This is a genomic window from Halochromatium sp. NSM3 (assembly GCF_059621085.1).
The window spans coordinates 30145-52663 of record NZ_JCAQIA010000019.1; the positions used below are offsets into that span (position 1 = coordinate 30145).

17 protein-coding genes and 2 tRNA genes are annotated in these 22519 nt (G+C 63.1%); 11 read left to right on the top strand and 8 right to left on the bottom strand.

The window, feature by feature from the left end:
- Positions 1–93: 93 nt before the first annotated feature.
- From AC54T3_RS09775 to AC54T3_RS09790, 4 genes are all read left to right on the top strand, one after another.
- On the top strand, positions 94–366 hold the full coding sequence (locus tag AC54T3_RS09775) for an HU family DNA-binding protein (RefSeq protein WP_201245879.1): 273 nt from the start codon (positions 94–96) through the stop codon (positions 364–366).
- Between the two features lie 31 nt (positions 367–397).
- A tRNA-Val gene (locus AC54T3_RS09780) sits at positions 398–473 on the top strand.
- A 27-nt stretch (positions 474–500) separates the two neighbouring features.
- Positions 501–577: transfer RNA gene (locus AC54T3_RS09785), tRNA-Asp, on the top strand.
- An 82-nt stretch (positions 578–659) separates the two neighbouring features.
- Positions 660–2594 (top strand): SurA N-terminal domain-containing protein, encoded by a 1935-nt coding sequence (locus tag AC54T3_RS09790; RefSeq protein WP_496624319.1) that lies wholly within the window; start codon positions 660–662, stop codon positions 2592–2594.
- 16 nt (positions 2595–2610) lie between these two features.
- Here the strand turns inward: AC54T3_RS09790 and AC54T3_RS09795 are convergent, their stop codons facing one another.
- The gene (locus AC54T3_RS09795) at positions 2611–3387 is read right to left on the bottom strand and encodes an enoyl-ACP reductase FabI (protein ID WP_496624320.1); all 777 of its coding nucleotides are present in this window, start codon (positions 3385–3387) and stop codon (positions 2611–2613) included.
- Positions 3388–3491: 104 nt separating this feature from the next.
- Between AC54T3_RS09795 and AC54T3_RS09800 the strand changes: the two genes are divergently transcribed.
- The 7 genes from AC54T3_RS09800 to AC54T3_RS09830 all read left to right on the top strand — a co-directional run bounded on the left by AC54T3_RS09800 (position 3492) and on the right by AC54T3_RS09830 (position 13586).
- The gene (locus tag AC54T3_RS09800; RefSeq protein ID WP_496624321.1) at positions 3492–5657 is read left to right on the top strand and encodes an ABC transporter substrate-binding protein; all 2166 of its coding nucleotides are present in this window, start codon (positions 3492–3494) and stop codon (positions 5655–5657) included.
- Positions 5654–6631, top strand: a complete 978-nt coding sequence (locus AC54T3_RS09805) for an ABC transporter permease (protein WP_496624322.1) — start codon at positions 5654–5656, stop codon at positions 6629–6631. The genes AC54T3_RS09800 and AC54T3_RS09805 overlap by 4 nt, the downstream gene beginning before the upstream one ends.
- A gap of 10 nt (positions 6632–6641) precedes the next feature.
- The gene (locus tag AC54T3_RS09810; protein ID WP_496624323.1) at positions 6642–8258 is read left to right on the top strand and encodes an ABC transporter permease; all 1617 of its coding nucleotides are present in this window, start codon (positions 6642–6644) and stop codon (positions 8256–8258) included.
- Positions 8255–10324 (top strand): ABC transporter ATP-binding protein, encoded by a 2070-nt coding sequence (locus AC54T3_RS09815; protein ID WP_496624325.1) that lies wholly within the window; start codon positions 8255–8257, stop codon positions 10322–10324. The genes AC54T3_RS09810 and AC54T3_RS09815 overlap by 4 nt, the downstream gene beginning before the upstream one ends.
- 120 nt (positions 10325–10444) lie before the next feature.
- Positions 10445–11656: an EAL and HDOD domain-containing protein gene (locus AC54T3_RS09820; RefSeq protein ID WP_496624327.1), complete on the top strand. Its 1212-nt coding sequence runs from the start codon at positions 10445–10447 to the stop codon at positions 11654–11656.
- 127 nt (positions 11657–11783) lie between these two features.
- Positions 11784–12059, top strand: coding sequence for a hypothetical protein (locus AC54T3_RS09825; RefSeq protein ID WP_496624329.1), 276 nt, complete (start codon positions 11784–11786; stop codon positions 12057–12059).
- Positions 12060–12158: 99 nt separating this feature from the next.
- Positions 12159–13586 carry a hypothetical protein gene (locus AC54T3_RS09830; protein WP_496624331.1) on the top strand — a complete coding sequence of 476 codons (1428 nt, stop codon included), beginning with the start codon at positions 12159–12161 and terminating at the stop codon, positions 13584–13586.
- A gap of 158 nt (positions 13587–13744) precedes the next feature.
- Here AC54T3_RS09830 and AC54T3_RS09835 read toward each other — a convergent pair whose 3' ends face one another.
- From AC54T3_RS09835 to ftsY, 7 genes are all read right to left on the bottom strand, one after another.
- Positions 13745–15766: a sodium-translocating pyrophosphatase gene (locus AC54T3_RS09835; RefSeq protein WP_496624333.1), complete on the bottom strand. Its 2022-nt coding sequence runs from the start codon at positions 15764–15766 to the stop codon at positions 13745–13747.
- Positions 15767–15881: 115 nt separating this feature from the next.
- Positions 15882–16667 carry a hypothetical protein gene (locus tag AC54T3_RS09840; RefSeq protein ID WP_496624335.1) on the bottom strand — a complete coding sequence of 262 codons (786 nt, stop codon included), beginning with the start codon at positions 16665–16667 and terminating at the stop codon, positions 15882–15884.
- Between the two features lie 98 nt (positions 16668–16765).
- Positions 16766–18199 carry a hypothetical protein gene (locus AC54T3_RS09845; protein WP_496624336.1) on the bottom strand — a complete coding sequence of 478 codons (1434 nt, stop codon included), beginning with the start codon at positions 18197–18199 and terminating at the stop codon, positions 16766–16768.
- Positions 18200–18514: 315 nt separating this feature from the next.
- Positions 18515–19363, bottom strand: coding sequence for an RNA polymerase sigma factor RpoH (gene rpoH, locus AC54T3_RS09850; RefSeq protein ID WP_496624338.1), 849 nt, complete (start codon positions 19361–19363; stop codon positions 18515–18517).
- A 208-nt stretch (positions 19364–19571) separates the two neighbouring features.
- Positions 19572–20555, bottom strand: a complete 984-nt coding sequence (ftsX, locus tag AC54T3_RS09855) for a permease-like cell division protein FtsX (RefSeq protein WP_496624340.1) — start codon at positions 20553–20555, stop codon at positions 19572–19574.
- Positions 20556–21224 (bottom strand): cell division ATP-binding protein FtsE, encoded by a 669-nt coding sequence (gene ftsE, locus AC54T3_RS09860; RefSeq protein ID WP_496624342.1) that lies wholly within the window; start codon positions 21222–21224, stop codon positions 20556–20558. It lies immediately after the preceding gene.
- Positions 21221–22423 carry a signal recognition particle-docking protein FtsY gene (gene ftsY / locus AC54T3_RS09865; protein WP_496624344.1) on the bottom strand — a complete coding sequence of 401 codons (1203 nt, stop codon included), beginning with the start codon at positions 22421–22423 and terminating at the stop codon, positions 21221–21223. The genes ftsE and ftsY overlap by 4 nt, the downstream gene beginning before the upstream one ends.
- Between the last annotated feature and the right edge of the window lie 96 nt (positions 22424–22519).

Genomic DNA, 22519 nt, shown 5'->3' on the forward strand with positions numbered 1-22519 from the left:
TCCATGTCGCGATGCGGGCCAGTGCTGGCTCGACTCGCGCGCTTACGCACACGGCAAACGGCCCCAGGGTATGGGGTCAATCAAGGGGGATTAATGAATAAATCAGAACTCGTGGACGCGATGGCCGATGCGGCCGATATCTCTAAGTCTGCGGCAGCCCGCGCACTCGACGCGCTGACCGACTCCGTGGCGGCGACCCTGAAGAACGGCGAGACCGTCTCGATCATCGGCTTTGGCACCTTTTCCGTGAAGGAGCGTGCCGCGCGCACCGGGCGCAACCCGCAGACCGGTGAGGCCATCCAGATCTCGGCCTCGAAAAACCCGTCATTCAAGGCTGGTAAAGCGCTCAAAGACGCGATACAATGATTGCTTCATTCGGGCGGGTGCCCAGAAGATAGGGTGCTTAGCTCAGCTGGGAGAGCATCGCCCTTACAAGGCGAGGGTCGCAGGTTCGATCCCTGCAGCACCCACCACCCAGGGTTGCGGCGCCACAGTTTCGTGGAGTGGTAGTTCAGTTGGTTAGAATACCGGCCTGTCACGCCGGGGGTCGCGGGTTCGAGTCCCGTCCACTCCGCCATTACTTTGAAACGGGGTATCCTCTTGGGGTACCCCGTTTTCATTTGTCCTGTCATTTCTTTGCACGCTGAGTCCGAGACGCTATGTTGCAGGAAATCCGAGAACGCGCACAGGGGTGGGTCGCCTGGGCCATCATCATTCTGATCAGCATCCCCTTCGCTTTCTGGGGGATCGATTCCTACTTCGGTGGTGGGGCGGAGGCGGTGGTTGCCAGCGTCAACGGCACTGAGATCACCGAACAGGCCTTCAACCAGAACGTCAATCGCACCCGGATTCAGCTCAGGGATCGGTTAGGCGATGCCTATGATCCGGCGTTGTTCGACGACGCTCGCATCCGCGCGGAAGTCCTCGAGCGCATGATCCGCGAGACCCTGCTGTTGGAGGACTCCGACGCCATGGGGCTGCGGACCTCGGATCAAGCCGTGCGCGCGGCCATTCTTGGCGAGCCCGCCTTTCAGCGCGATGGCGCCTTTTCCAAGTCCCAGTACGAACAGGTGCTGCGACTGCAGGGGTTGACCCCGGCCGCTTACGAGGAGTCGCTGCGACGCCAGTTGCTGATCACTCAGCTACCGCGCGCGATTCGTCAGACGGCCTTCGTGACCGACGCCTTGGCTGAACGCAGCCTGAGTCTGGTGCGCCAGCAGCGGGTGCTGGCCTATGTGCCGGTGCCGAGCGCCGCCTTCGAGGAGCGCGTTCAGGCGCCGAGCGACGAGGCCGTCGCGGCCTACTACGACGAGCATCCAGAGCAGTTCGCCACCCCGGAGCAGGTTCGGGTCGCCTATCTGCTGCTCGATGCGGCAACGCTCTCGGCGCCGGATCAGACCATCGACGAGGCCACCTTGCGTGAGCAGTATGAGTTGCGCCTCGATGAATTCACGGCTCCGCAGGAGCGGCGGGTCCGTCACATCCTACTGACGGTTCCAGCCGATGCCGATCAGGCCACGCGCGCGGCCACGCGCGAGCGTCTGCAAGCCATTCAGGAACGTCTTCGCGATGGCGAAGCCTTTGCCGAGGTCGCGGCCGAGGTCTCCGAGGATCCCGGCAGTACCGACAGCGGCGGGGCGCTTGGCTGGATCAGCCGTGGCTCGCTCGATCCCGCCTTTGAGCAGGCCGTCTTCGCGCTCGAGCCCGAAACCCTGAGCGACCCCGTGCGCAGCCGCTTTGGCTACCATCTGGTCGAGGTCTTGGAGGTGCGTGGTGGTGAGCCGCAGCCGTTCGAGTCGGTCAAAGAGGAACTGCACGCCGATCTCCGTAGCGGCGGTAGCGAGGGCATCTTCTTCGAACAGGCCGAGCAGCTTGCGACCCTCACCTATGAATCGCCCGACAGCCTGATCCCGGCGGCCGAGACCCTTGAGCTTGAGATTCAAGAGAGCGACTGGCTTGACCGCAGCGGCGGCGAGGGCATCTTTGCCCATCCGAAGGTCATGGGCGCCGCCTTCAGCGAGGAGGTGTTGGCGCGCGGCAATAACAGCGAGCTGCTAGAGCCCGATCCCGATGGGCTGCAGGCCCTGGTGCTCCGGGTCGCCGAGCATCGCGAGCCCTCGGTGCGTCCGTTGGCGGAGGTGCGAGACGAGATCGTCGCGCGGCTCGAGGCACAACAGGCCGCCGAGGCCGCGCAGGCCGAGGCCGAGGCGATCGTCTCGCGGGTTCGGGCCGGGCAGGACCTCGCCGAGGCGGCCGAGGGCTTTGAGCCGATCGAGGCTGGCCAGGTCAGTCGGAGCACGCGTGAGCTTCCGCCCGAGGTCATTCGGCTCGCGTTCTCGCTGCCGCAGCCGGACGCCGATACCGGGCCCCGCGTTGGCAGCACCCGTGCCGAGGATGAGGGTGACGCCTTCGTGGTCGTCGTCTCCGATGTCATCGACGGCGATCCGGCCCAGCTCGAAGCGGCTGAACGCGAGGCTGAGGTCAGCGTTCTCGAACGGGCGCTGGCCTCCGCCGACGTCGATGCGGTACTGGCCGAGATGCAAGCGCGGGCCAAGATCGAGCGCAAGCCGATCGTGGCCGACGAGCCCTTCTAGATCAGCTTAACAGGGCTTAGCCCAGCCCAAGGATGTGGTAGCCGGTATCGACGTAAAGCACATCACCGGTGATGCCCGAGGCCAGGTCGGAGCAGAGAAAGGCGCCAGCGTTGCCCACCTCGTCGATCGTCACATTGCGCCGCAGCGGCGTGCGCTCCTCGACCTGTTTCAGCATCGAGCGAAAATCGGCGATGCCGGCCGCAGCTAGGGTGCGGATCGGACCCGCCGAGACGGCATTGACCCGCGTGCCCCCGGGGCCGAGCGAGGCGGCCAGATAGCGCACGTTCGCCTCCAGGCTCGCCTTGGCAATCCCCATCACGTTGTAATTCGGCACCGCGCGCACCGCGCCCAGGTAGCTCATGGTCAGGATGGCGCCATTGCGCCCCTGCATCAGCGGCCGCCCAGCCTTGGCGAGCGCCGCCAAACTGTACGAGCTGATATCGTGCGCGGCGGCGAACCCCTCGCGTGTGACACTGTCGACGTAATCGCCCTCGAGCTGATCCTTGGGCGCGAAGGCGATCGAGTGCACGATGCCATCTAGACCATCCCAATGCTCACCGAGCGTGGCAAAACAGCGTTGAATCTCCTCGTCACTGGAGACATCGAGCGGCAGCACGAACTCGGCATCACACTGCGAGGCCAGGTCTTCGACCCGACTCTTGAGCTTTTCGCCTTGGTAGGTGAAGGCCAGGGCGGCGCCCTCGCGATGCATGGCTTGGGCAACGCCCCAAGCGATCGAGCGATTACTGGCAACCCCGGTGACCAGGATACGTTTCTCGGACAAAAAGCCCATAGCGTCTCTCCAAGCTGAAAATGTGTAGGATGGCGATGCGTGAATGTGCCATGTTTGAAGCGGCCCCTAACGTTACAGAAACTCAGCCTGCGCGGAAAGCATCTATGTCGCGAGCCTGCCGCTCCCTGCCTCTGCTGATGGTTGTCGTGCTCCTGCTCGGCGGGTGCGGGCAGCCGCCCTGGAACAACCCTTATCCAGCGTCGCAGTCGGGCAAGAATATCCTCTACGGCGCTTTTACCGAGCGGCCCAAACATCTGGATCCGGTGCGCTCGTACAGCGCGAATGAATACGCCTTCATCGCGCAGATCTACGAGCCGCCGCTGCAATATCATTTTCTGAAGCGTCCGTATGAGCTGGTTCCGCTGACCGCCCAGGCCCTGCCCGAGGTGCGTTATCTGGACGCGAACGGCGAGGCACTGGCAGCCGGCGCCGCTCCAGACCAGATCGCGATCAGTGAATATCTGATCGCGATCGCGCCCGGCATCCAGTACCAGCCGCATCCAGCCTTCGCCAAGGATGAGAAGGGCGACTACCGCTATCATAATCTCGATGCGCAGGCGATTGATCGGATCAACACAGTCAGCGACTTGCCCGAGACCGGCTCCCGCGAGTTGATCGCCGAAGACTATGTCTATCAGATTAAGCGTCTGGCCACACCTTGGCTGCATTCGCCGATCGCGGGCCTGATGGGTGAGCACATCCTCGGCTTTCAAGCGCTCGGCGAGCGCATCGAGGCGGCGGCTCCAGATCTAGTGGACGGCGAGCGGCTGTTCTTCGATCTGCGCCAGGTGGACTTCGAGGGCGCCGAGGTGGTTGACCGCTATCGCTATCGGATTCGGCTCGAGGGGCGGTATCCGCAGTTCGTCTACTGGCTGGCGATGCCGTTCTTCGCGCCGATGCCCTGGGAGGCCGAGGCTCTCTATGGCCAGCTCGGCATGCAGCAGAGCAACCTGACCTTGGATTGGTATCCGGTTGGCACCGGTCCCTTCATGCTCAGCGAGAACAATCCGAACCTGCGCATGGTGCTGGCGCGAAATCCGAATTTCCATGGCGAGCGCTATCCGAGCACTGGCATGCCCGAGGATCAGGTCGCGGGGTTGCTCGAGGATGCCGGCAAGCCGCTACCCTTCGTCGATCTGGCGATCTACAGTCTGGAGCAGGAGAGCATCCCGTACTGGAACAAGTTCCTGCAGGGTTTCTACGACAGCTCGGGCGTTAGCTCCGACGCCTTCGACCAGGCCATCCAATTCGATGCCGCAGGTGAGGCGGGTCTTACCGATGACATGCGCGAGCAGGGCATCGCGCTGGTCACTGCGGTGCAGACCTCGATCTGGTACATGGGATTCAATATGCTTGACCCGCTGCTCGGCGGCGATTCGGAGCGCGCGCGACTGTTACGGCAGGCGATCAGCATCGCGGTCGATTTCGATGAGTACATCTCGATTTTCGCCAATGGTCGCGGCGTCGAGGGGCAGGGGCCGATCCCGCCCGGCATCTTCGGTCACCGCGAGGGCGAGGCCGGGATCAACGCCCAAGTGTTCGATTGGCGTGATGGGCGCGCGGTGCGCAAGCCGTTAGACGACGCCAAGGCGCTGCTCGCCGAGGCCGGCTATGCGAATGGTCGTGACCCAGAGACCGGCCGGCCCCTGACCATCTACTATGAGGCCATGGATGCTGGCCCCGACGGCAAAGCGCGCCTGAACTGGATGCGCAAGCAGTTCGCCAAGCTCGGCATTGAACTGGTCGTGCGCGCCACCGATTACAATCGCTTCCAAGAGAAGATGCGCAAGGGTACCGGCCAGGTCTTCATGTGGGGTTGGAATGCCGACTATCCGGACCCGGAGAATTTCTTCTTCCTACTCTATGGTCCGAACCGCAAGGTCGAGGGCGGTGAGAACGCAGCCAACTATCAGAACCCGGAGTTCGATCAGCTGTTTGAGCGCATGAAGAACATGGAGGATGGTCCCGAGCGCCAGGCGGTGATCGACCGCATGACCGCGATCCTGCGGCACGACGCGCCCTGGTCGTTCGGCTTTTATCCCCAGGCCTTCAGCCTGCATCATCAGTGGTTGCAGAATGTGAAGCCGAACCTGATGGCCAATAACACCCTCAAGTACCGTCGACTCGAGCCCGAGATCCGCGAGCAGTTGCGCGAGCGCTGGAATCCGCCGGTGCTCTGGCCGATCGGGGCGCTGGTCGTGATCTTGATCCTCGGCGCCATCCCGGCGCTGATGGTCGCGCGCCGGCGCGAGCGGAGCCGCGCCCGATGAGCGCCTATATCCTCCGTCGCCTGCTCTACGCGATCCCGATCCTGGTTGGCGTCAACCTGATCACCTTTCTGCTGTTCTTCGTCGTCAACTCGCCCGATGACATGGCGCGGATGCAGCTCGGCGACAAGCGGGTGACCCAGGAAGCGATCGACACCTGGAAGGCTGAGCATGGCTACGACAAGCCGCTGCTCTTCAACGCCGAGGCCGGGGAGCTTGGTGCTGTCACCGACACCATCTTCTTCGACAAATCGCTGAAGCTGTTCGCCTTCGACTTCGGGCAGTCCGACAGCGGCCGCGACATCGGCTTCGACATCCGCCAGCGCATGTGGCCGAGTCTGGCAATCGCGATCCCGACCCTGCTGGTGGGGCTGGCGATCGCCATCAGCTATGCCTTGATGATCGTGTTCTTCCGCGCCACCTATATCGATTTTGGCAGCGTGGTCCTGCTGGTGGCGATGATGTCGATCTCCGGGCTGTTCTACATCATCGGTGGGCAGTTCCTGATCGGTAAGCTGTTCCATCTGGTGCCGATCTCCGGCTACGATACCGGGCTCGAGGCGCTGAAGTTCCTGATCCTGCCGGTGGCGGTCGGCGTCGTCGCCGGCATCGGCAGCAGCACCCGGCTCTATCGCACCTTCTTCCTCGAGGAGATCAATCGCGATTATGTGCGCACCGCCCGAGCCAAGGGGCTGCGCGAGCGCACGGTGCTGTTCCGCCATGTGCTGCGCAATGCGCTGATCCCGATCCTGACCGGTGTGGTGGCGGTGTTGCCGCTGCTATTCATGGGCGCGTTGATTATCGAATCCTTCTTTGGCGTGCCCGGGCTCGGCAGCTACACCATCGATGCAATCAATCGCCAGGACTTCTCGATCGTGCGCGCGATGGTCTTCCTCGGCTCGGTGCTCTACATCATCGGGCTGATCATGACCGATCTCTCCTATACCCTGGTCGACCCCAGAGTCAGGCTGTCTTGAGGACTGTGCCGTGCCGGTCATCCTGATCACTGACGCCCTTATCTTCTTGCTGATCGCGGTTGGCATCGGCTTTGGCGTCTATGCCGCGCGGCATGAGCATCTGCGCGGTCCATGGCTCCAAGTCGGGCGCTCGCCGGTCGGCGTCGCCGCACTGGTGGTGATCCTGTTCTACGTTGGCATCGGGCTGCTCGATTCGCTGCATTTTCATCCGCGCATTGAGCCGGTCGCTACGCTAGCGAACACCTCGGCGCAGGCTGACACGAGGGATGATTCAGCTGCTAACGCCAACGCCACCGACAACGCTAACCCGACCGCGACCGCGCGCGACGGAGAGGCCGAGGCAGAGGCGGAGGGATATGCTGCCGCCGCCGAGCAAGCGGCAACCGCCAGTGCTCAGCAGGCCAGCGGCCGTGATGAAGACGCACCGATTGTTGCGTCGTCGTCCGCATCAGAGCCGGCCTATTCGACGCAGATCATCTCGGTGCTCGACCTCTGGCTTAGCGGGCTGCGCGAGCGTCAAGAGAAGACCTTCTCGGCCCCCTTCGCCAGCCAACTCTTCGTCAAGGAGCCGATCGAGCAGCCCGATGGCAGTGTGATGCGTGGCTATCCGCGCCTTGAGCATGGAGGCGCGCATCTGGCCGATCCGTTGCGGCGCGGTGTCGATATCGCCCTGCGCGGGCTGTTCGGCATGGTGAAGGGGCTGATCGTCTGGACCGCGTTAATGGCGGTGCTGATCGCGACGCTCGGCTTGCGCTGGCGGCAGCCTTTCAATGACAGCGCGCGGGCGATTTGGCGCGACAAGCGCGCGCTTCCCTGGCGCGTGGGGCTGATCACACTGGCGTTGATGCTGGTGCTGAGCTTCGTCGCTGCCGAACTGGCGGCCAAGTACCACATCCTCGGTACCGACAAGGTCGGCGAGGATGTGTTCTATCAGAGCCTGAAGAGCATCCGCACCGGCTTGGTGATCGGCACCCTGACGACGCTGGTGATGCTACCAGCGGCGGTGATCCTGGGCATCATGGCCGGCTACTTCGGCGGCCGCACCGACGATGTGATCCAGTATCTCTACACCACGCTGAACTCGATCCCTGGCGTGCTGCTGATCGCGGCCGCGATCCTGATGCTGCAGGTCTATATGACCAACAACGCGGATCAATTCCAGAGCCTGGTCGAGCGCGCCGATCTGCGCCTGCTCTTCCTCTGTATCATCCTCGGCGTCACCAGTTGGACTGGTCTGTGTCGACTGCTGCGCGGCGAGTCGCTAAAGCTGCGCGAGGCCGATTATGTGCAGGCGGCACGCTCGCTCGGGGTAAGGCATTCAACCGTGATCAGCCGCCACATCCTGCCGAATGTGCTGCATATCGTGATGATCACCCTGGTGCTGGATTTCAGCGGTCTGGTGCTGGCCGAGGCGGTGCTCTCCTATGTCAACATCGGTGTCGATCCCACCATGAATAGTTGGGGCAATATGATCAACAGCGCGCGGCTGGAGTTGGCACGCGACCCGGTGGTTTGGTGGTCGCTGGCGGCGGCCTTCGTCTTCATGTTCACCCTGGTGCTGGCCGCGAATCTGCTGGCCGATGTGGTCCGGGATGCCTTCGATCCACGGCTGGGGCTGTCTCGATGAGCGACCTCTTGCTGCATGTCTCGAATCTGTCGGCGCAGCTCGGCACCGGTGAGCGGCCGGTGCGGGTCTGCGATGGCGTCGGTTTCGAGATCCGCCGGGGCGAGACCCTCGCGCTGCTGGGCGAATCGGGCTGCGGCAAGTCGATGACGGCGCTGTCGCTGATGCGCCTGCTGCCGCTGACGGGGCGCATCACCGATGGCTCGGTGCAGCTCGATGGCAGCGAGCTGTTGGCGCTGACCGAGCGCGAGATGCGCGGCGTGCGCGGCGGGCGCATGGCGATGATCTTTCAAGAGCCGCAGACCTCACTGAACCCAGTGCTCAAGATCGGCGAGCAGATCGCCGAGGCGGTGCGGCTGCACAAGCATCTGCCGAAGGCGACAGTCGCCGAACGCGTGGTCGAGTTATTACGAGCGGTCGGTATCCCGGACCCCGCGCAGCGGGCGGGCGAGTTCCCGCACCAGCTCTCGGGCGGCATGAAGCAGCGGGTGATGATCGCGATGGCGCTCGCCGGCGATCCGCAGTTGCTGATCGCCGATGAGCCGACCACCGCGCTGGATGTCACCATCCAGGCGCAGGTGCTGCAACTGCTCAAGGGACTGCAAGCGCAGACCGGGATGGCGGTGCTGCTGATTACTCACGATCTCGGGGTGGTCGCCGAGACCGCCGATCGGCTAGCGGTGATGTATGCCGGGCAGATCGTCGAGGAGGCGAGCGTCGATGCCTTCTTCGCCGCGCCGGCGCACCCATACAGCCGCAAGCTGATGGAAAGCGTGCCGAGCGCTCACAAGCGGCGCGCTGAGCTGGCGGTGATTCCGGGCCGGGTGCCGGCGCTCGATCAGCCCTTCATCGGCTGTCGCTTTGCCGAACGCTGTCGCCAGGTCATGCCGGCCTGCCGGGAAGCGCCGATCGGTTGGTTCGAGCCGAACCGCGAGCAGCAAGTGCGCTGCCTGCTCTGGGCCGAGGGTGCGGCTAGGCTAGACGCGGCAACTGCGTCCCCAGCACCATCGGCTGCGGAAGCGGAAGCACGCGATGCCACGCTAGAGGCGGCGTCGGCATCAACCAGTTCTGCTGAGCCCGATTCGCAGACATTGCTCGCCGTCGAGGGGCTGCAGGTGCATTTTCCGATCCAGCGCGGTCTGTTCCGCAGCACGGTCGGCCATGTCAAGGCCGTCGATGGGGTCGACTTGCGTCTGAAGGCTTGGCAGACCCTCGCCCTGGTCGGCGAGTCGGGCTGCGGCAAGACCACCGTCGGCAAGGCGATGCTGCGGCTCGAGCCGCCCACCGGCGGCCAGGTGCGCTACAACGGCGTCGATCTCGCGTCAATCCGCGCCGGGCAGATGCGCCGTTATCGCAAGGATCTGCAGATCATCTTCCAAGATCCCTTCGCTTCAATGAACCCACGCATGCTGGTCGGCGATATCGTCGGCGAGGGGCTGCAATCGCTCGGCATCGAGAAGAACCGAGCGGCGCGGCGGCGTCGGGTAGCGGCGCTGTTAGAGCAGGTTGGTATCGGCGAGCAGGCGATGGATCGCTATCCGCATGAGTTTTCCGGTGGCCAGCGTCAGCGCATCTGTATCGCCCGGGCACTGGCGGTCGATCCCAAGCTGATCGTCTGTGACGAGCCGACCAGTGCGCTTGATGTCTCGGTGCAGGCGCAGATCCTGAACCTGCTCAAGCGGCTGCAAGATGAACTCGGACTTAGCTACCTATTCATCACCCACGATCTCTCGGTGGTCGCCTACCTGGCGCATGAGGTCGCGGTGATGTATCTGGGCCGCATCGTCGAGCAGGGCACAGCGGCCGAGGTGCTCGATGAGCCGCGCCATCCCTATACGCAGGCGCTCCTCTCGGCAGTGCCGATGATGGACAAGACCGAGCGCCGCCAGATCATCCGGCTCGAGGGCGATATGCCATCACCCGCCACGCCCCCGGCCGGTTGTCACTTTCATCCGCGCTGTCCTCGGGCCATCGCCGAGTGCGCGCGGGCCTATCCGGAGGCCCAGCGGCTGCCAGGGGGTGGCATGGTGCGCTGTTCGCGACTCGATCTCTCGGCCGAGAGCGCCTAGCGGACAATTGACCTCCTGGTCCCGCTGCTGCTTCCGCTCGGTGGCGGACCCTGGCGGATGGGGCGGCTGCGCAGGGATGAAAGACGCGTCTCGAGAGACAGCAAACCGAGGAGATAGACAATGGACGAGATTTTCGTCGGACGTCAACCGATCTTCGATCGGAACTCGAAGCTGTACGGCTATGAACTCTTGTTCCGCGATGGTTCCGGGAACTATGCGGGCGAGATGGATGGCGACCAGGCGACGTCGCAGGTGATCGTGAATGTGTTTCTGGAGTTCGGCCTCGATCGCATCGTGGGCCCTCATCGCGCCTTCATCAATCTCACCCGTCGCTTCCTCGTTGATCGTGAATCACTGCCATTGCCCCCGACACGCGTGGTGCTGGAGGTGTTGGAGGATGTGCGGCCCGATGCCGATGTGATCGCCGGGTTGCAAGCCTATGTTCGGGATGGCTTCACGGTGGCGCTGGATGATTTTGTCTTCCAGGACTCGGTGCGACCCTTCATGGAACTCGCGCACATCGTCAAGCTCGATCTCATGGCATTGTCGCGGCAGGAACTCGTTGAGCATGTGCGATTGCTGCGGGCGTATGATGTCAAGTTGCTGGCGGAAAAGGTCGAAAACGAGGAGGCCTTCGAGTACTGCAAACAGCTTGGTTTCGATTACTTTCAGGGCTACTTTCTGTCCCGGCCCAATATCGTGCAGGGGACGCAGATCCCGCTCAATCGGCTTAAGCTGCTGGAGTTGACAGCCAAGCTGCAGAATCCGGACGTCGATGTCTCGGAACTCGAGGAGATCATCAGCCAGGATGTCACGCTCAGCTACAAACTGCTACGCCACCTCAATTCCGCCTTCTTCGCGCTGCCCAGAGTGGTCGAGTCGCTGCGCGCGGCGGTGGTCTACCTCGGCACCCAAAGGATCCAGCGCTGGGCCTCGTTGTTGCTGCTCGCCAAGCTCGATAACCAGTCCAGTGAGCTGATGGCTCAGGGAATCCATCGTGCCAAGATGTGCGAGCTGCTAGCCATGTTTGCCGGTCGTGCGCATGCCGACATCTACTTCACCGTGGGGCTGTTCTCGCTGCTCGATGCGATGATGAGGGTGCCCTTGGCGGAGGTGCTGGATGCGCTGCCGCTGACCAGCGAGGTGCGTGATGCGCTGTTATATCAACAGGGGCCTTATGGTGAGGTGCTAGCTAGCGTGATTGCTTACGAGCAGAGCCATTTTCAACAAGCCCAGTTCGCGCCTCTCACCCCTTCACAGATGACCGACGCCTATCTCAAGGCCGTCTGTTGGGCGGACCAGTCCGCCGATGTGCTGACATCGCCGCAATGAGGCCCGCGTCGGGCGGTTCGGTGCGCGATCCACAAGACAGCGCCCCGCCACTATGGCAGGATAGCACCTAGACCTTCGGGGTAGGGTCCTCCCTCAAGCGTAGGGCCCCTAACTGTTGTATGGCATCATGGAACATCTACAAAACTGGCTGCTTGGGTTAGCGACATTTTTGGCGCTCGTCCTCTTTTTATACTCCGTCTTCGATGTGGCGCGTCGCCTCTTGGCGCGGCTCGCGCTGCGTCTGTGTCAGATGCGTGAGACCCCCGAGGGAGGGTTCATCTGCGAGTTGAAACGCAAGCTGCACGATCATGCGGATAAATCCCTGCTGCCTCGTTTATTGATGATGGGCGTCTCGTTCGCCGTGCTCGCCTTCATCATCATTGAGCATTCGCCGAAGCTTTGATTCGATCCTAGCCAAGCCTCCGCAGAGCCCCTAGAGGCTCTGGAATCGGCATGTTCGTGCTGACATTACTGCTAGACGTCAAAAAAGGTATTTTCTTCAATGTCCATTGCCATGGCACAGTTCCTCAAATCCCATGGCCTTGTGCGTAACCCCTTCATCGAGGAAGAGGCGCAGAACGACAAGGTCTTCGAGGATCTGGTGAATGAGGCGGACTACACCTTCAATCATCAGGCTTGGGATAAATTCTTTGGTGATCCGCCAGGACGCGGTACCTCGATGATCTTTGGCGTCAAAGGCAGCGGCAAGTCAGCGTTGCGCTTGGCACTGGAAAAGAACATCGAGCACTTCAACAGTCAGCACGAGAGTCGCATCCTGCTGCTGCACTACGATGACTTCAACGGCTTCCTGGAGGCGTTCAAGCGCAAGAGCGATCAGGATCGGCGCCGTGAGATTGCGGTCACGCTCAAGGATTTCGGCTTGGCGCAGCATCTCGATGCGATCCTGGTTGCGGGGATGGAAGCGCTGCTGACCGAGATCAAGACCGCAGATCTGCCCTTGGAACGCTTGGAGCGCTACCAGCGCCACGATCTGATGATGCTGATGGCCTTCTATGTCAGTGGGCCGCCGGATCGCTACAACCGCATCATATCCTCGCTGTCCCGGCGGCTCATGCCGCGAGGCGTGATCGGCGGCTTCATGCGCAGCATCAAGGGTATGATCGTCGGGCTGCTGAGCCTTGGGATCGTGCCGCTTGCGCGCAGCGCCTTTTATCGCGGCGTCGCGCGCTCGGTGGAGCGCGAGATCCTGGTGCGCGATCGTAACGCGCGCGATGTCGAGCGCGCATTGCGCTCGATTCCGCAGAGCTATCTCAAGGATCAGGATGTGAAGCGCAAAGGCTGGCGCGATGATGACGATGTGCGCCGGTTGTTCGCGACCAAGTTCATCGATATCGCGCTCAATCTCGGCTATCAGCAGATCGTGGTGGTGATGGATAAGGTCGACGAGCCGTCGTTGATCAGTGGCGACCGCGAGCGCATGGAGTCCTTCGTCTGGCCGCTTTGGAACAATCGCATCCTGCAGTTGCACCCGCATCTGAGCTTTAAGATGCTCCTGCCACGCCAGCTTTACGAGTCCGTGCGCAAGGCTACATCGCAGAAGGCCAACGAGGCGCGCTTCGACAAACAGAAGATCATCTATCCGTTTCGCTGGGGCGATAAGCAGCTGTACGACATGATGTCGGGCCGCTTGCGTATCTGCCGCGCTGATCCGAATCATCCCTATCCGCTCGATAACCTCTTTGTTTCGGCGGTCCCACAGCGTGAGATCCTGGGTGCCTTGGACAAGCTGCGCCAGCCACGCTTCGTCCTCAATTATCTCTACCGCCTCATTGCCGAGACCTGTGCCCAAGCTGATCAAATTGGCGACCAACCGGTGCTGATCTCACACGAGGTCTTCTATCAGATCACCGCCACCATCGGCGAAGATATCAAACAGTACTATCAGACGCTCGGCGAGAGTCCGGAGTAGGCCAGCGTCGAACGAGCGCCGGCCGGCGCGCGGGAAGCAAGCCTAGATACAAGAACCCCAGCGTCGGTTGCCCGGCGCTGGGGTGTGCGTGCATCGCGGGTTCGGCCTGCCCGGGCCCAGGGTATAGGGCCTGGAGCAAGGTCTGAAGTAGTAGGGGATTAGCCCAGCAGGCTGTTGCCGAGCAGCGGCGCGATCACCAGGCTAACGATGGCCATCACATTGATGAGGATGTTCATCGAGGGGCCAGAGGTGTCCTTGAAGGGATCGCCGACGGTATCGCCCACCACGGTCGCCTTGTGGGTGTCCGAGCCCTTGCCGCCGTGATTGCCCTTCTCGACAAACTTCTTGGCGTTATCCCAAGCGCCGCCGGCATTGGCCATGGTCAACGCCAGCAGCACGCAGCCGAGCAGGGCGCCGCCGAGCATGCCGCCGAGCGCCGCCGGACCGAGGACGAAACCGACCACCCAGGGCGCGGCGATGGCGATGACGCCGGGCAACACCATCTTCTTCAGCGCCGCCGTGGTGGCGATATCCACGCAGCGGGCAGTGTCCGGCTCGGCGGTGCCCTCCAGCAGTCCGGCGATCTCGCGGAACTGGCGACGGATCTCGTTGATCATCGCGAATGCCGCCTCGCCGACTGCGGTCATGGTGATGGCAGCGATGGCGAACGGCAGGATGCCGCCGATGAACAGCCCGATGATCACCATCGGATCGCTCAGCAGCAACTCGAAGTCCGGCACATGCAGCGAGACGCTCTCGATGTAAGCGGTGATGATGGCCAGGGCCGCCAGTGCCGCCGCGCCGATCGCGAAGCCCTTGCCGATGGCGGCGGTGGTGTTGCCGAGTTCGTCGAGCGAGTCGGTGATGTGCCGCGTCTCGGCGCCCAAGCCCGCCATCTCGGCGATACCGCCAGCATTGTCGGCGACCGGACCATAGGCATCGATGGCCATGGTAATGCCAACGGTCGCCAGCATACCGACGGCCGCGATACCGACGCCATAGAGGCCGACCAAGGCGTTGGAGACGAAGATGATGACGCAGATGGTGAGCAGCGGCACGATCACCGAGCGCATGCCGACCGCGAAACCGGTGATGATGACCGTGGCCGCGCCGGTCTCGCCGGCCAGCGCGATGCTGGCGACCGGCTTGGACGAGGTGTAGTACTCGGTGACCAGGCCGATGACGATGCCACCGAGGGCGCCGACCAGGACCGCGCCCCAGACGGCCGCGCTGACACCGGTGCCGACGATCACGAAGTAGGCGGCGACGATGAACAGGATGCTGGCGCCGATGGTGCCGATGCGTAGCGCCCGCTCCGGGGTCTGGCTGGAGAAGAGCCGCACCAGGACGATGCCGACGATCGAGCAAAGCAGGCCCGCTGAAGACAGGGCCAGCGGCAAGAACATGAGCGCCTGGCGCTCGCCGAGCGGATCCATGATATCCACCGCCAGGGTCGAGGCGATGGCAATGGTGGCGATCATGGCGCCGCAGTAGGACTCGAAGATATCCGAGCCCATGCCGGCGACGTCACCGACGTTGTCGCCGACGTTATCGGCGATGACGCCAGGGTTGCGCGGATCATCCTCGGGGATGCCGGCCTCGATCTTGCCGACCAGGTCGGCGCCGACATCGGCGCTCTTGGTAAAGATGCCGCCGCCGACGCGCGAGAACAGCGCCACGCTCGAGGCGCCCATGCCGAAGCCGTGGATAGTGTGCGCCGTCTCCGGGTCGCCGCCGAACAGCAGGTACAGGGTACCCAGGCCGAGCAGCCCCAGCGAGGCCACAGCCAATCCCATGATCGAGCCGCCGAAGAAGGCCACTGTCAGCGCCTCGGCCGGCCCTTTGGTATGGGCAGCCACGGTGGTGCGGACATTGGCCTGGGTGGCGGTGCTCATGCCGATAAAGCCGGCGAGCGCCGAGGTGAAGGCGCCCACGACGAAGGCGAGCGCCGTCTTCCAGCCCAGGAAGATGAATAGGACCACCACGAGCACGGCGGCGAACAGGCCGAGCACCGTGTATTCCCGGCGCATGAAGACCATGGCACCGAGATGGATGGCGTCGCCGATGGCGGCGACCTTCGACTCGCCCTTCGGATAGGCCTTGACGATGCGAAAGATCAGATAGGCCGCCAACAGGCCGAAGATACCTAAGAGGATGGGGATGAGAGCATTCAGGCTCATGGTATTAAGATGACTCTCCTTCTCGCTCGAATCGTTGTCGTTGTCATGTTCAGTGGGTCAAGCCGCTGCGGCTGCCGAGAGCAGCCTGCGTCCACGTATATCGAGGGCAATACCGTCACATGGCGCGCCAGAAGCGGTAATTGTTTGCCTCGATCTCATCCGGCGACGGCATCGGGAAGAAACGGGTCGCCTCTTGCGAGGCGAACATGAAGCCGTGGCGAATGGTCTTGTAGGGAATGGTGTCGAAGGCGCTGTCGAGGCGCAGCCCCTTGGTCAGCTTGCTCGACTCGGCGCGCAGTTCCATGATGGCGGCGCGTAGATTCGAGGGATGCAAGCCGGGAATCGGCGGATGCATGGTCGGGCGCTCCTCGAACTCCTCGAGGAAGTGCTCGATATCGAGATCGACCTGCGTGTAGAACTGCTTCGGCGCGCCCTTGGGGAAGTCCGGATCGGTGATGTACTTGCCGAAGGCGGGGAAATCGAGCCGCGACATCACCAGCATGCGCAGCGGCGCGATATCGGCATAGATGCGCAGGAAGCCGGCCTCGTGGGTCTTTTCATAAGGCGCCGGATCGAGCCTGAGGGTATAGCCTTCCGGCGTGCTGAGAAACAGGCGCTGGATGGCCTCGAGGTCGATGTGTTCGAGCACCCGGTAGGTGGAGATGAACTTGGTCGCCTTCGGCCGACCGTCCGGGTGCGGCTGCAAGGCCGCAAGCGCGTCGTCGATCTTGAAATAGGGGTGGCGGTAATCGAGATCGATCTCCGCAAACACCACCTTGCCGGCGTAATAGCGCACGGAGCCGGCGGTGTAATGCTTGGCGAAGGCTTCCGGATCGAGTTGTGACGCGACCAGCGCCGGATTCGGGGCCAAGATCTGGTAAAGGTGGCTGTCGTATGGCATACGCGACTCCCCTTGGTTGCCCGCCTGCCCTGTGCCAAAGGCAGGTCGGTTCGGGAAAGCGCTGGATTATGCCGGTTTTCCCGTCCTGGGGACAGCCCTTAACGCACCCGCGCGACCGGCATCATGTCGACATCGCAGGCGCCGCCGACGGTGACCTGTTGCTCGCGGCCCCGGTCGGCGCATGAGGCGCCGCGATCGTTGATGCGGCAGTTGATCGCCAGCGGCTTGCCAGCACTAAGCCAGCTCGGCGTACGCCGGTAGCGGCCGATGTTGGAAAAGCGGCAGCCACTGGAGACGCCATAAGGCGTACAGCCGCTACCGCCGCCCAAGCTCACCTTACGCGCGTCGACGATGAAGCCGGGGAAATTGTCCTCGATGCGCACGGCATCGATTAGGCCTTCCTGATCGAAGCGGAATTCCTGGAAGCGATAGCCGTTCCCAGCCCGCTCGCCGACCTTGATCCGCGTGTTCGCGAGCAGGACGTGATCGGCGCCCTGCTTGGCGACAGCGCCGGACATGAACTCGATCCGATCATGTTGCGGAAAGCATTTTCCCATCGCCGGGGGATGGTAGTAATGGCGCAGCTCGGTCAGCTCCCCGAGAGGAGTGCCCGGAAAGACCCTCGCAAGCGCTGGCGTACCGCCGTAGAGGATGGTCTCGGCGTCGCCGACGCTCTGCGCGTACATAGGCTGCACGCGGTCGTAATGATCGCGCTTGGCGAGATCGGTGCGCAGGTAACAGGAGGTGAGCCCGGAGATCTGGGTCAAATAGGCGTCCCAGATGTTGTATTGCGAGACATCGGAGGCGATGCCTTGGAAATCGCCCGGAAACCGACAGCCTTGGTGCGTCAGACATTGGCCGACCCCGCGGTTGCGGATTGAGAGTACCACCACATTGCGCTCACAGGCGCCGTAGGCGGAGCAGCCACGGTCGAGATGTCCCTCATAGAGAGCCGTGCGCATGCTGTAATCGAGATGTTTCGCGCGCGCAAGCGTGGTCGCGTCCCAGCGGCCATCGTGCTTGCTCATGAAACGGTCCCAGGCCAACGCGAGTCGGGTCCTGCGCCCAAGTAAGGAGGCGTCGACCGAGGCGCATTCGGGGGAGTTATGGAAGACGCGCACGATCTGATCCAACCGGCTTTGCCCCTGGCGTTCGGCGGCTGCCGGATCACCCTGGCCGGGCGGATCGAAGAAGGGCGGCTTCTTCAGCACATAGAGGTCACGCACATTGAGCACGTGACGCACACTGCTGTCGCAATGGTGATTCTCGACCTGTAGTGATTCGCGCTCGGAGAAGACCCGCTTGAATCTTGCCGTGGCGGTCTCGCCTTTATCCTTGGCGGGATTCACGACGACCTCGAAACCGACGTATGGCGTGCCCTTGGCATCGGTGAGCGCGCGTCCGTTGCGAACGACCAGGCAGGGGATGACCGAGGTGCCCTGTGGGAGACGGCCGGCAGGTCTCCCTGGGCCGTTGGGGCCGATCTCGTAGTACGGGATCTCAAGCGGTCCGTTGAACTTGTAGAGAGTCATGAGCGGGGTTGCCGGGACGGCCGCATGAGCCAACAGTGGCGTGATGAGGGCTGTGGCAGTGAGGAGACCGGCGACGCTGATTCGAACCTGGGGTCGTGCGAAGGCAGTGATCATCGAGGTTATCGGTTGACTGGTTGGCGCTCGTGATGGATGTCGCGACGGAGCCATCGATCCGGATGGTGCCCGAATGGGGCGTGGATTCGCGCGGGTCTCCCCGGTTGCTGGACGCTCGGCGCGCGAGATGACTCGGCTTGCTTGTTTCCTTGCTCGCCGATTTTCTCGCACGCCGATTCGCCAGCCTAAACGTTGGGGTTGTTAGAACTCGAGCTGAACGCGCAGCTTGTTCATCGCATTCTTTTCGATCTGGCGGATGCGCTCGGCCGAGACATTGAACTGCTGGGCCAGTTCGTGCAGCGTCTGTTTGCGCTCGTTCAGCCAACGCTCGCGCAGGATCGTCTTACTGCGCTCATCGAGCTGCTCGAGGGCCGCGAACAGGCGCTCGCGCTGCCAGCCATCGTTGTCCTCGCGCTCGAGCGCTGCGGCGGGCTCCATGCGGATATCTGGCAGATAGGTCGAGGGCGCGGACGGTGATTCGTCATCATCATCGTCGTGCCCGTCGAACGACATGTCGTGGCTCGAGAGCCGCGATTCCATCTCGAGGACGGTCTCGGGCTTGACGCCGAGATCAGCGGCGACGCTGTCGACCTCGGCCTTGGTGAACCAGCCCAGGCGTTTTTTCGAGCTGCGCAGGTTGAAGAACAGCTTACGCTGCGCCTTGGTGGTGGCGACCTTCACGATGCGCCAATTACGCAGGATGTACTCGTGGATCTCGGCGCGAATCCAGTGCACGGCAAACGAGACCAGCCGCACGCCGACGTCGGGCTCGAAGCGTCGCACGGCCTTCATCAGGCCGACGGTGCCCTCTTGAATCAGATCTGGCAGGGGCAGTCCGTAACCGAGATACCCACGCGCGATGCGGATGACGAAGCGAAGGTGTGACAGCACAAGTCGCCGCGCTGCCATCATGTCACCGTTGTCACGTAGCCTGACGGCGAGGGAGCGCTCTTCCTCGGCGGTCAGGACTGGAATCTGGTAGGCGCTCGAGATGTAAGCATCAATGGTCCCGGTCGATAACGTTCCAATGGCCGCAATGTCATTGCTCATGATGGAATACCCTAGTGTTTTGCTCGGGAATAATGTTAGCAGCGTTTGCGATGTTTGACAATAGTCGCGACAGGGTTTTCGAGCAGGGTTTGAACGGAAAGTTCCTATGGCAAAGGTTAGACAGGCCCGACGATACCCCTGTTGATCGAGCGGTATCCGGTCTCAGCCTCTGATGCCAGCGTGGCCGATAAGTTCGCGCGCCTAATTCTTAAAGATCCTCGCTGAGATCAAGATGGCGGCCGACGGCGATCCAACTACCGATGATACCGAGCAGGGCGCTGCCGGCAAGGAGTGCCGCGACATCGTCGAGGCCGAGCCCCTGGAGCGCGAACGATCGATGGTAGAGATCAGCCAGTGAGGCGGCTTGGTCGGCGAGCAGCCAGACCACCAGGGTGACCAATAGCCAGGCCAGGATGCCGCCGAGGAGGCCATACCAGGCGCCGCCATAGAGGAAGCGACGGCGGGCGAAACCGTTCGTTGCGCCCACCAGGCTCATAATGTGAATTTCGTCGCGGCGGTTCTCGATCTCGAGCCGGATGGTGTTGCCGATGACCAGCAACACGCCAAGCCCAAGCAATAGCGCGAGCAGGGCGACCCCCGCGCGTAGCAGGCCCAGGATGGCCTGAAAGCGTTGCGCCCATTGCGCATCCTCGCGCAGGAACGCGACCTCGGGCATGGCCTCGATGGTCGCGAGCAACGGTGTCAAGCGAGTCGGTTTTAGGGCTGAGGGGTGAAGTTGTAGCTCGAGCACCACCGGCAGGGGGTTCTCATTGAGCTGATCCAGGGCGCCGCCGAGGCCGCTATAGGCGCGAAACTCGGCCAGTCCGTCGGCGCGGCTGATCAGTGCGACGGCCGCCACCTCCAGGCGTTGTTCGATGCGCTCGCGCAGCCGCGCACCTTCGGTCTCGTCGAGATCTTGCTCGAGGAACACCGAGACTGCGGCGCTGCGTTGCCAGTCGCCGCCGAGCGTTTTGAGGTTATCGAGCACCACCACCAGCGCGGTCGGTAAGGCCAAGGCAATCGCGACCGCAGCGACGGTCATCAGCGTTGACAAGGGCTGTCGCAGCATCCGCCGCAGGCTCTCGAGCGCGATCTCTTGATGTTGCTCGAGCCAGGCCGAGAGACGCCGGCGGCTCAGGCCAGGGCTGCGCGGGTGGCGGCGATTCGCGGGGTGAAAGCGGCGCCTTCGCATCTACCAGTTCCCCGAGTCGGCGACCAGTCGACCTTGATGCAGCCGCAGGATGCGGTGCGCCATGCGGCTGACTCGCTCTTGATCATGGGTGGCGATAAGCAAGGTCACGCCGACTTCGTGGAAACGCTCGAACAGGGCGTAGATCTCGCTCGACAGGTCGGGGTCGAGATTGCCGGTCGGCTCATCGGCGAGGATGATCGGTGGCCGCGCGACCACGGCGCGGGCGATGCCAACGCGCTGCTGCTCGCCGCCGGACAGGGCGATGGGCTGCGCGCGCTCCAGGGCGAGCAGGCCGACTTGATCGAGCGCGGCGCGAACGCGCCGACCGACCTCGCGCTTGGGCATGCCGGCCACCACCAGGGGCAGGGCGACATTCTCGTAGACCGTGCGATCGTTCAGCAGCCGGTGATCCTGGAAGATCATGCCAATGCCGCGACGATGGTAGGGGATGCGCCGACGGGGTAGGTCGCCGAGCGAGCGGCCATCGACGAGGATGCGGCCGCGAGTTGGGCGCTCGATCAGACCGATCAGTTTCAGCAGGGTGCTCTTGCCGGCGCCCGAGTGGCCGGTCAAGAAGGCCATCTCGCCGGCGGCGAGTTCCACGCTCAGGTCCTTGAGCGCCTCGCCTCGTTCCGGATAGCGCTTGTTGACGTGCTCGAAGCGGATCACGGACTCAGCAGCGCATTCAAGAAGGTCTCGGCCTCGAACGGGCGCAGGTCCTCGACCTGCTCACCGACGCCGATGAAGCGAAACGGCACCTGCAGTCGATCGGCGATCGCGAAGATGATGCCGCCCTTGGCGGTGCCGTCCAGCTTGGTCAGGGTGATGCCGGTGAGCGGGAGGGTCTCGTTGAACTGTAGGGCCTGCTGCAAGGCGTTTTGCCCGGCGGTGGCGTCGACCACCAGCATCACCTCGTGCGGGGCGTCCGGATCAATCTTTTTGAGCACCCGGGCGATCTTGCGCAATTCCTCCATGAGGTTCGATTTGGTGTGCAGGCGCCCAGCGGTATCGGCAATCAGCACATCGACCCCGCGCGACGTTGCCGCCTGGAGCGCGTCGAAGATCACCGAGGCCGGATCGGCGCCGGTATGCTGTGCAATCACCGGCACCTGGTTACGCTCGCCCCAGCTCTGAAGCTGCTCGACCGCAGCGGCGCGGAAGGTATCACCAGCCGCAAGCATGACGCTGGTGCCTTCATCCTTGAGCTGACGGGCGAGCTTACCGATGGTGGTGGTCTTGCCGGCGCCATTGACGCCCACCATCAGGATGACTTGCGGCCGCCCCCGAGTGGGCTGCTTCACCGGCGCTTGGCTGGTGACCAGGATACTGGCTAGCTCACGGCGCAATGCGGCGAGAAAGGCGTCGGGTTCCAGTGCCTCGCGCCGCTTCACGCGATAGGCTAGGTCATCGATGATGCGGCGCGTGGCCGGCACACCGACATCGGCGGCCAACAAGAGCATCTCAAGCTCTTCGAGCAGGTCTTCGTCGATCTCGGTGCGGCCGGAGACGAGGTCGCCAATGTCGGCATTCAAGACCGCTCGGGTGCGCGCGAGTCCGGACTTGAGTCCAGCGAAGAGGCGACGCTGTTGCGTGGCGTCTTCCTCGCGTTTGACCGTGGCGCGGGCGATCGCCTCGCCGAGGCGTCCTTGACCGGGCGCCGCATCGGAGGGCATGTCCGTGCGCGCATGTTCCGATGAGGGCTGCTGATCGCCCTTGAGAGCGGCGCTGGGTGATTGTGCTGGTGTTGCCGGCGTTGGCATTCCCTGCGTGGCGCTTGAGGCTGGGCTCGATTGCAGATCGGCGCCCGCGTCCTTGGGCGCGTCCTTGGCTTCGGTCTGGCGCTGTTTCTTTTTTCCAAATCCGAACATGGGCTGTGTCTGAGTACTCGGTCGATGATGGGGCGCGGCCAGCGCTGCGGAGCATGAGGCCGATGCATTGTAACAATGCGCCGTTGTCGCCACTTA

Coding starts and splice junctions, on each gene's coding strand:
- AC54T3_RS09795 (WP_496624320.1), bottom strand. CDS start 3,387: ATGGGCTTTTTGTCCGAGAAACGTATCCTGGTCACCGGGGTTGCCAGT.
- rpoH (WP_496624338.1), bottom strand. CDS start 19,363: ATGAGCAATGACATTGCGGCCATTGGAACGTTATCGACCGGGACCATT.
- AC54T3_RS09815 (WP_496624325.1), top strand. CDS start 8,255: ATGAGCGACCTCTTGCTGCATGTCTCGAATCTGTCGGCGCAGCTCGGC.
- AC54T3_RS09845 (WP_496624336.1), bottom strand. CDS start 18,199: ATGACTCTCTACAAGTTCAACGGACCGCTTGAGATCCCGTACTACGAG.
- AC54T3_RS09835 (WP_496624333.1), bottom strand. CDS start 15,766: ATGAGCCTGAATGCTCTCATCCCCATCCTCTTAGGTATCTTCGGCCTG.
- AC54T3_RS09775 (WP_201245879.1), top strand. CDS start 94: ATGAATAAATCAGAACTCGTGGACGCGATGGCCGATGCGGCCGATATC.
- AC54T3_RS09790 (WP_496624319.1), top strand. CDS start 660: ATGTTGCAGGAAATCCGAGAACGCGCACAGGGGTGGGTCGCCTGGGCC.
- AC54T3_RS09800 (WP_496624321.1), top strand. CDS start 3,492: ATGTCGCGAGCCTGCCGCTCCCTGCCTCTGCTGATGGTTGTCGTGCTC.
- AC54T3_RS09830 (WP_496624331.1), top strand. CDS start 12,159: ATGTCCATTGCCATGGCACAGTTCCTCAAATCCCATGGCCTTGTGCGT.
- AC54T3_RS09805 (WP_496624322.1), top strand. CDS start 5,654: ATGAGCGCCTATATCCTCCGTCGCCTGCTCTACGCGATCCCGATCCTG.
- ftsY (WP_496624344.1), bottom strand. CDS start 22,423: ATGTTCGGATTTGGAAAAAAGAAACAGCGCCAGACCGAAGCCAAGGAC.
- AC54T3_RS09840 (WP_496624335.1), bottom strand. CDS start 16,667: ATGCCATACGACAGCCACCTTTACCAGATCTTGGCCCCGAATCCGGCG.
- AC54T3_RS09820 (WP_496624327.1), top strand. CDS start 10,445: ATGGACGAGATTTTCGTCGGACGTCAACCGATCTTCGATCGGAACTCG.
- AC54T3_RS09825 (WP_496624329.1), top strand. CDS start 11,784: ATGGAACATCTACAAAACTGGCTGCTTGGGTTAGCGACATTTTTGGCG.
- ftsX (WP_496624340.1), bottom strand. CDS start 20,555: ATGCGAAGGCGCCGCTTTCACCCCGCGAATCGCCGCCACCCGCGCAGC.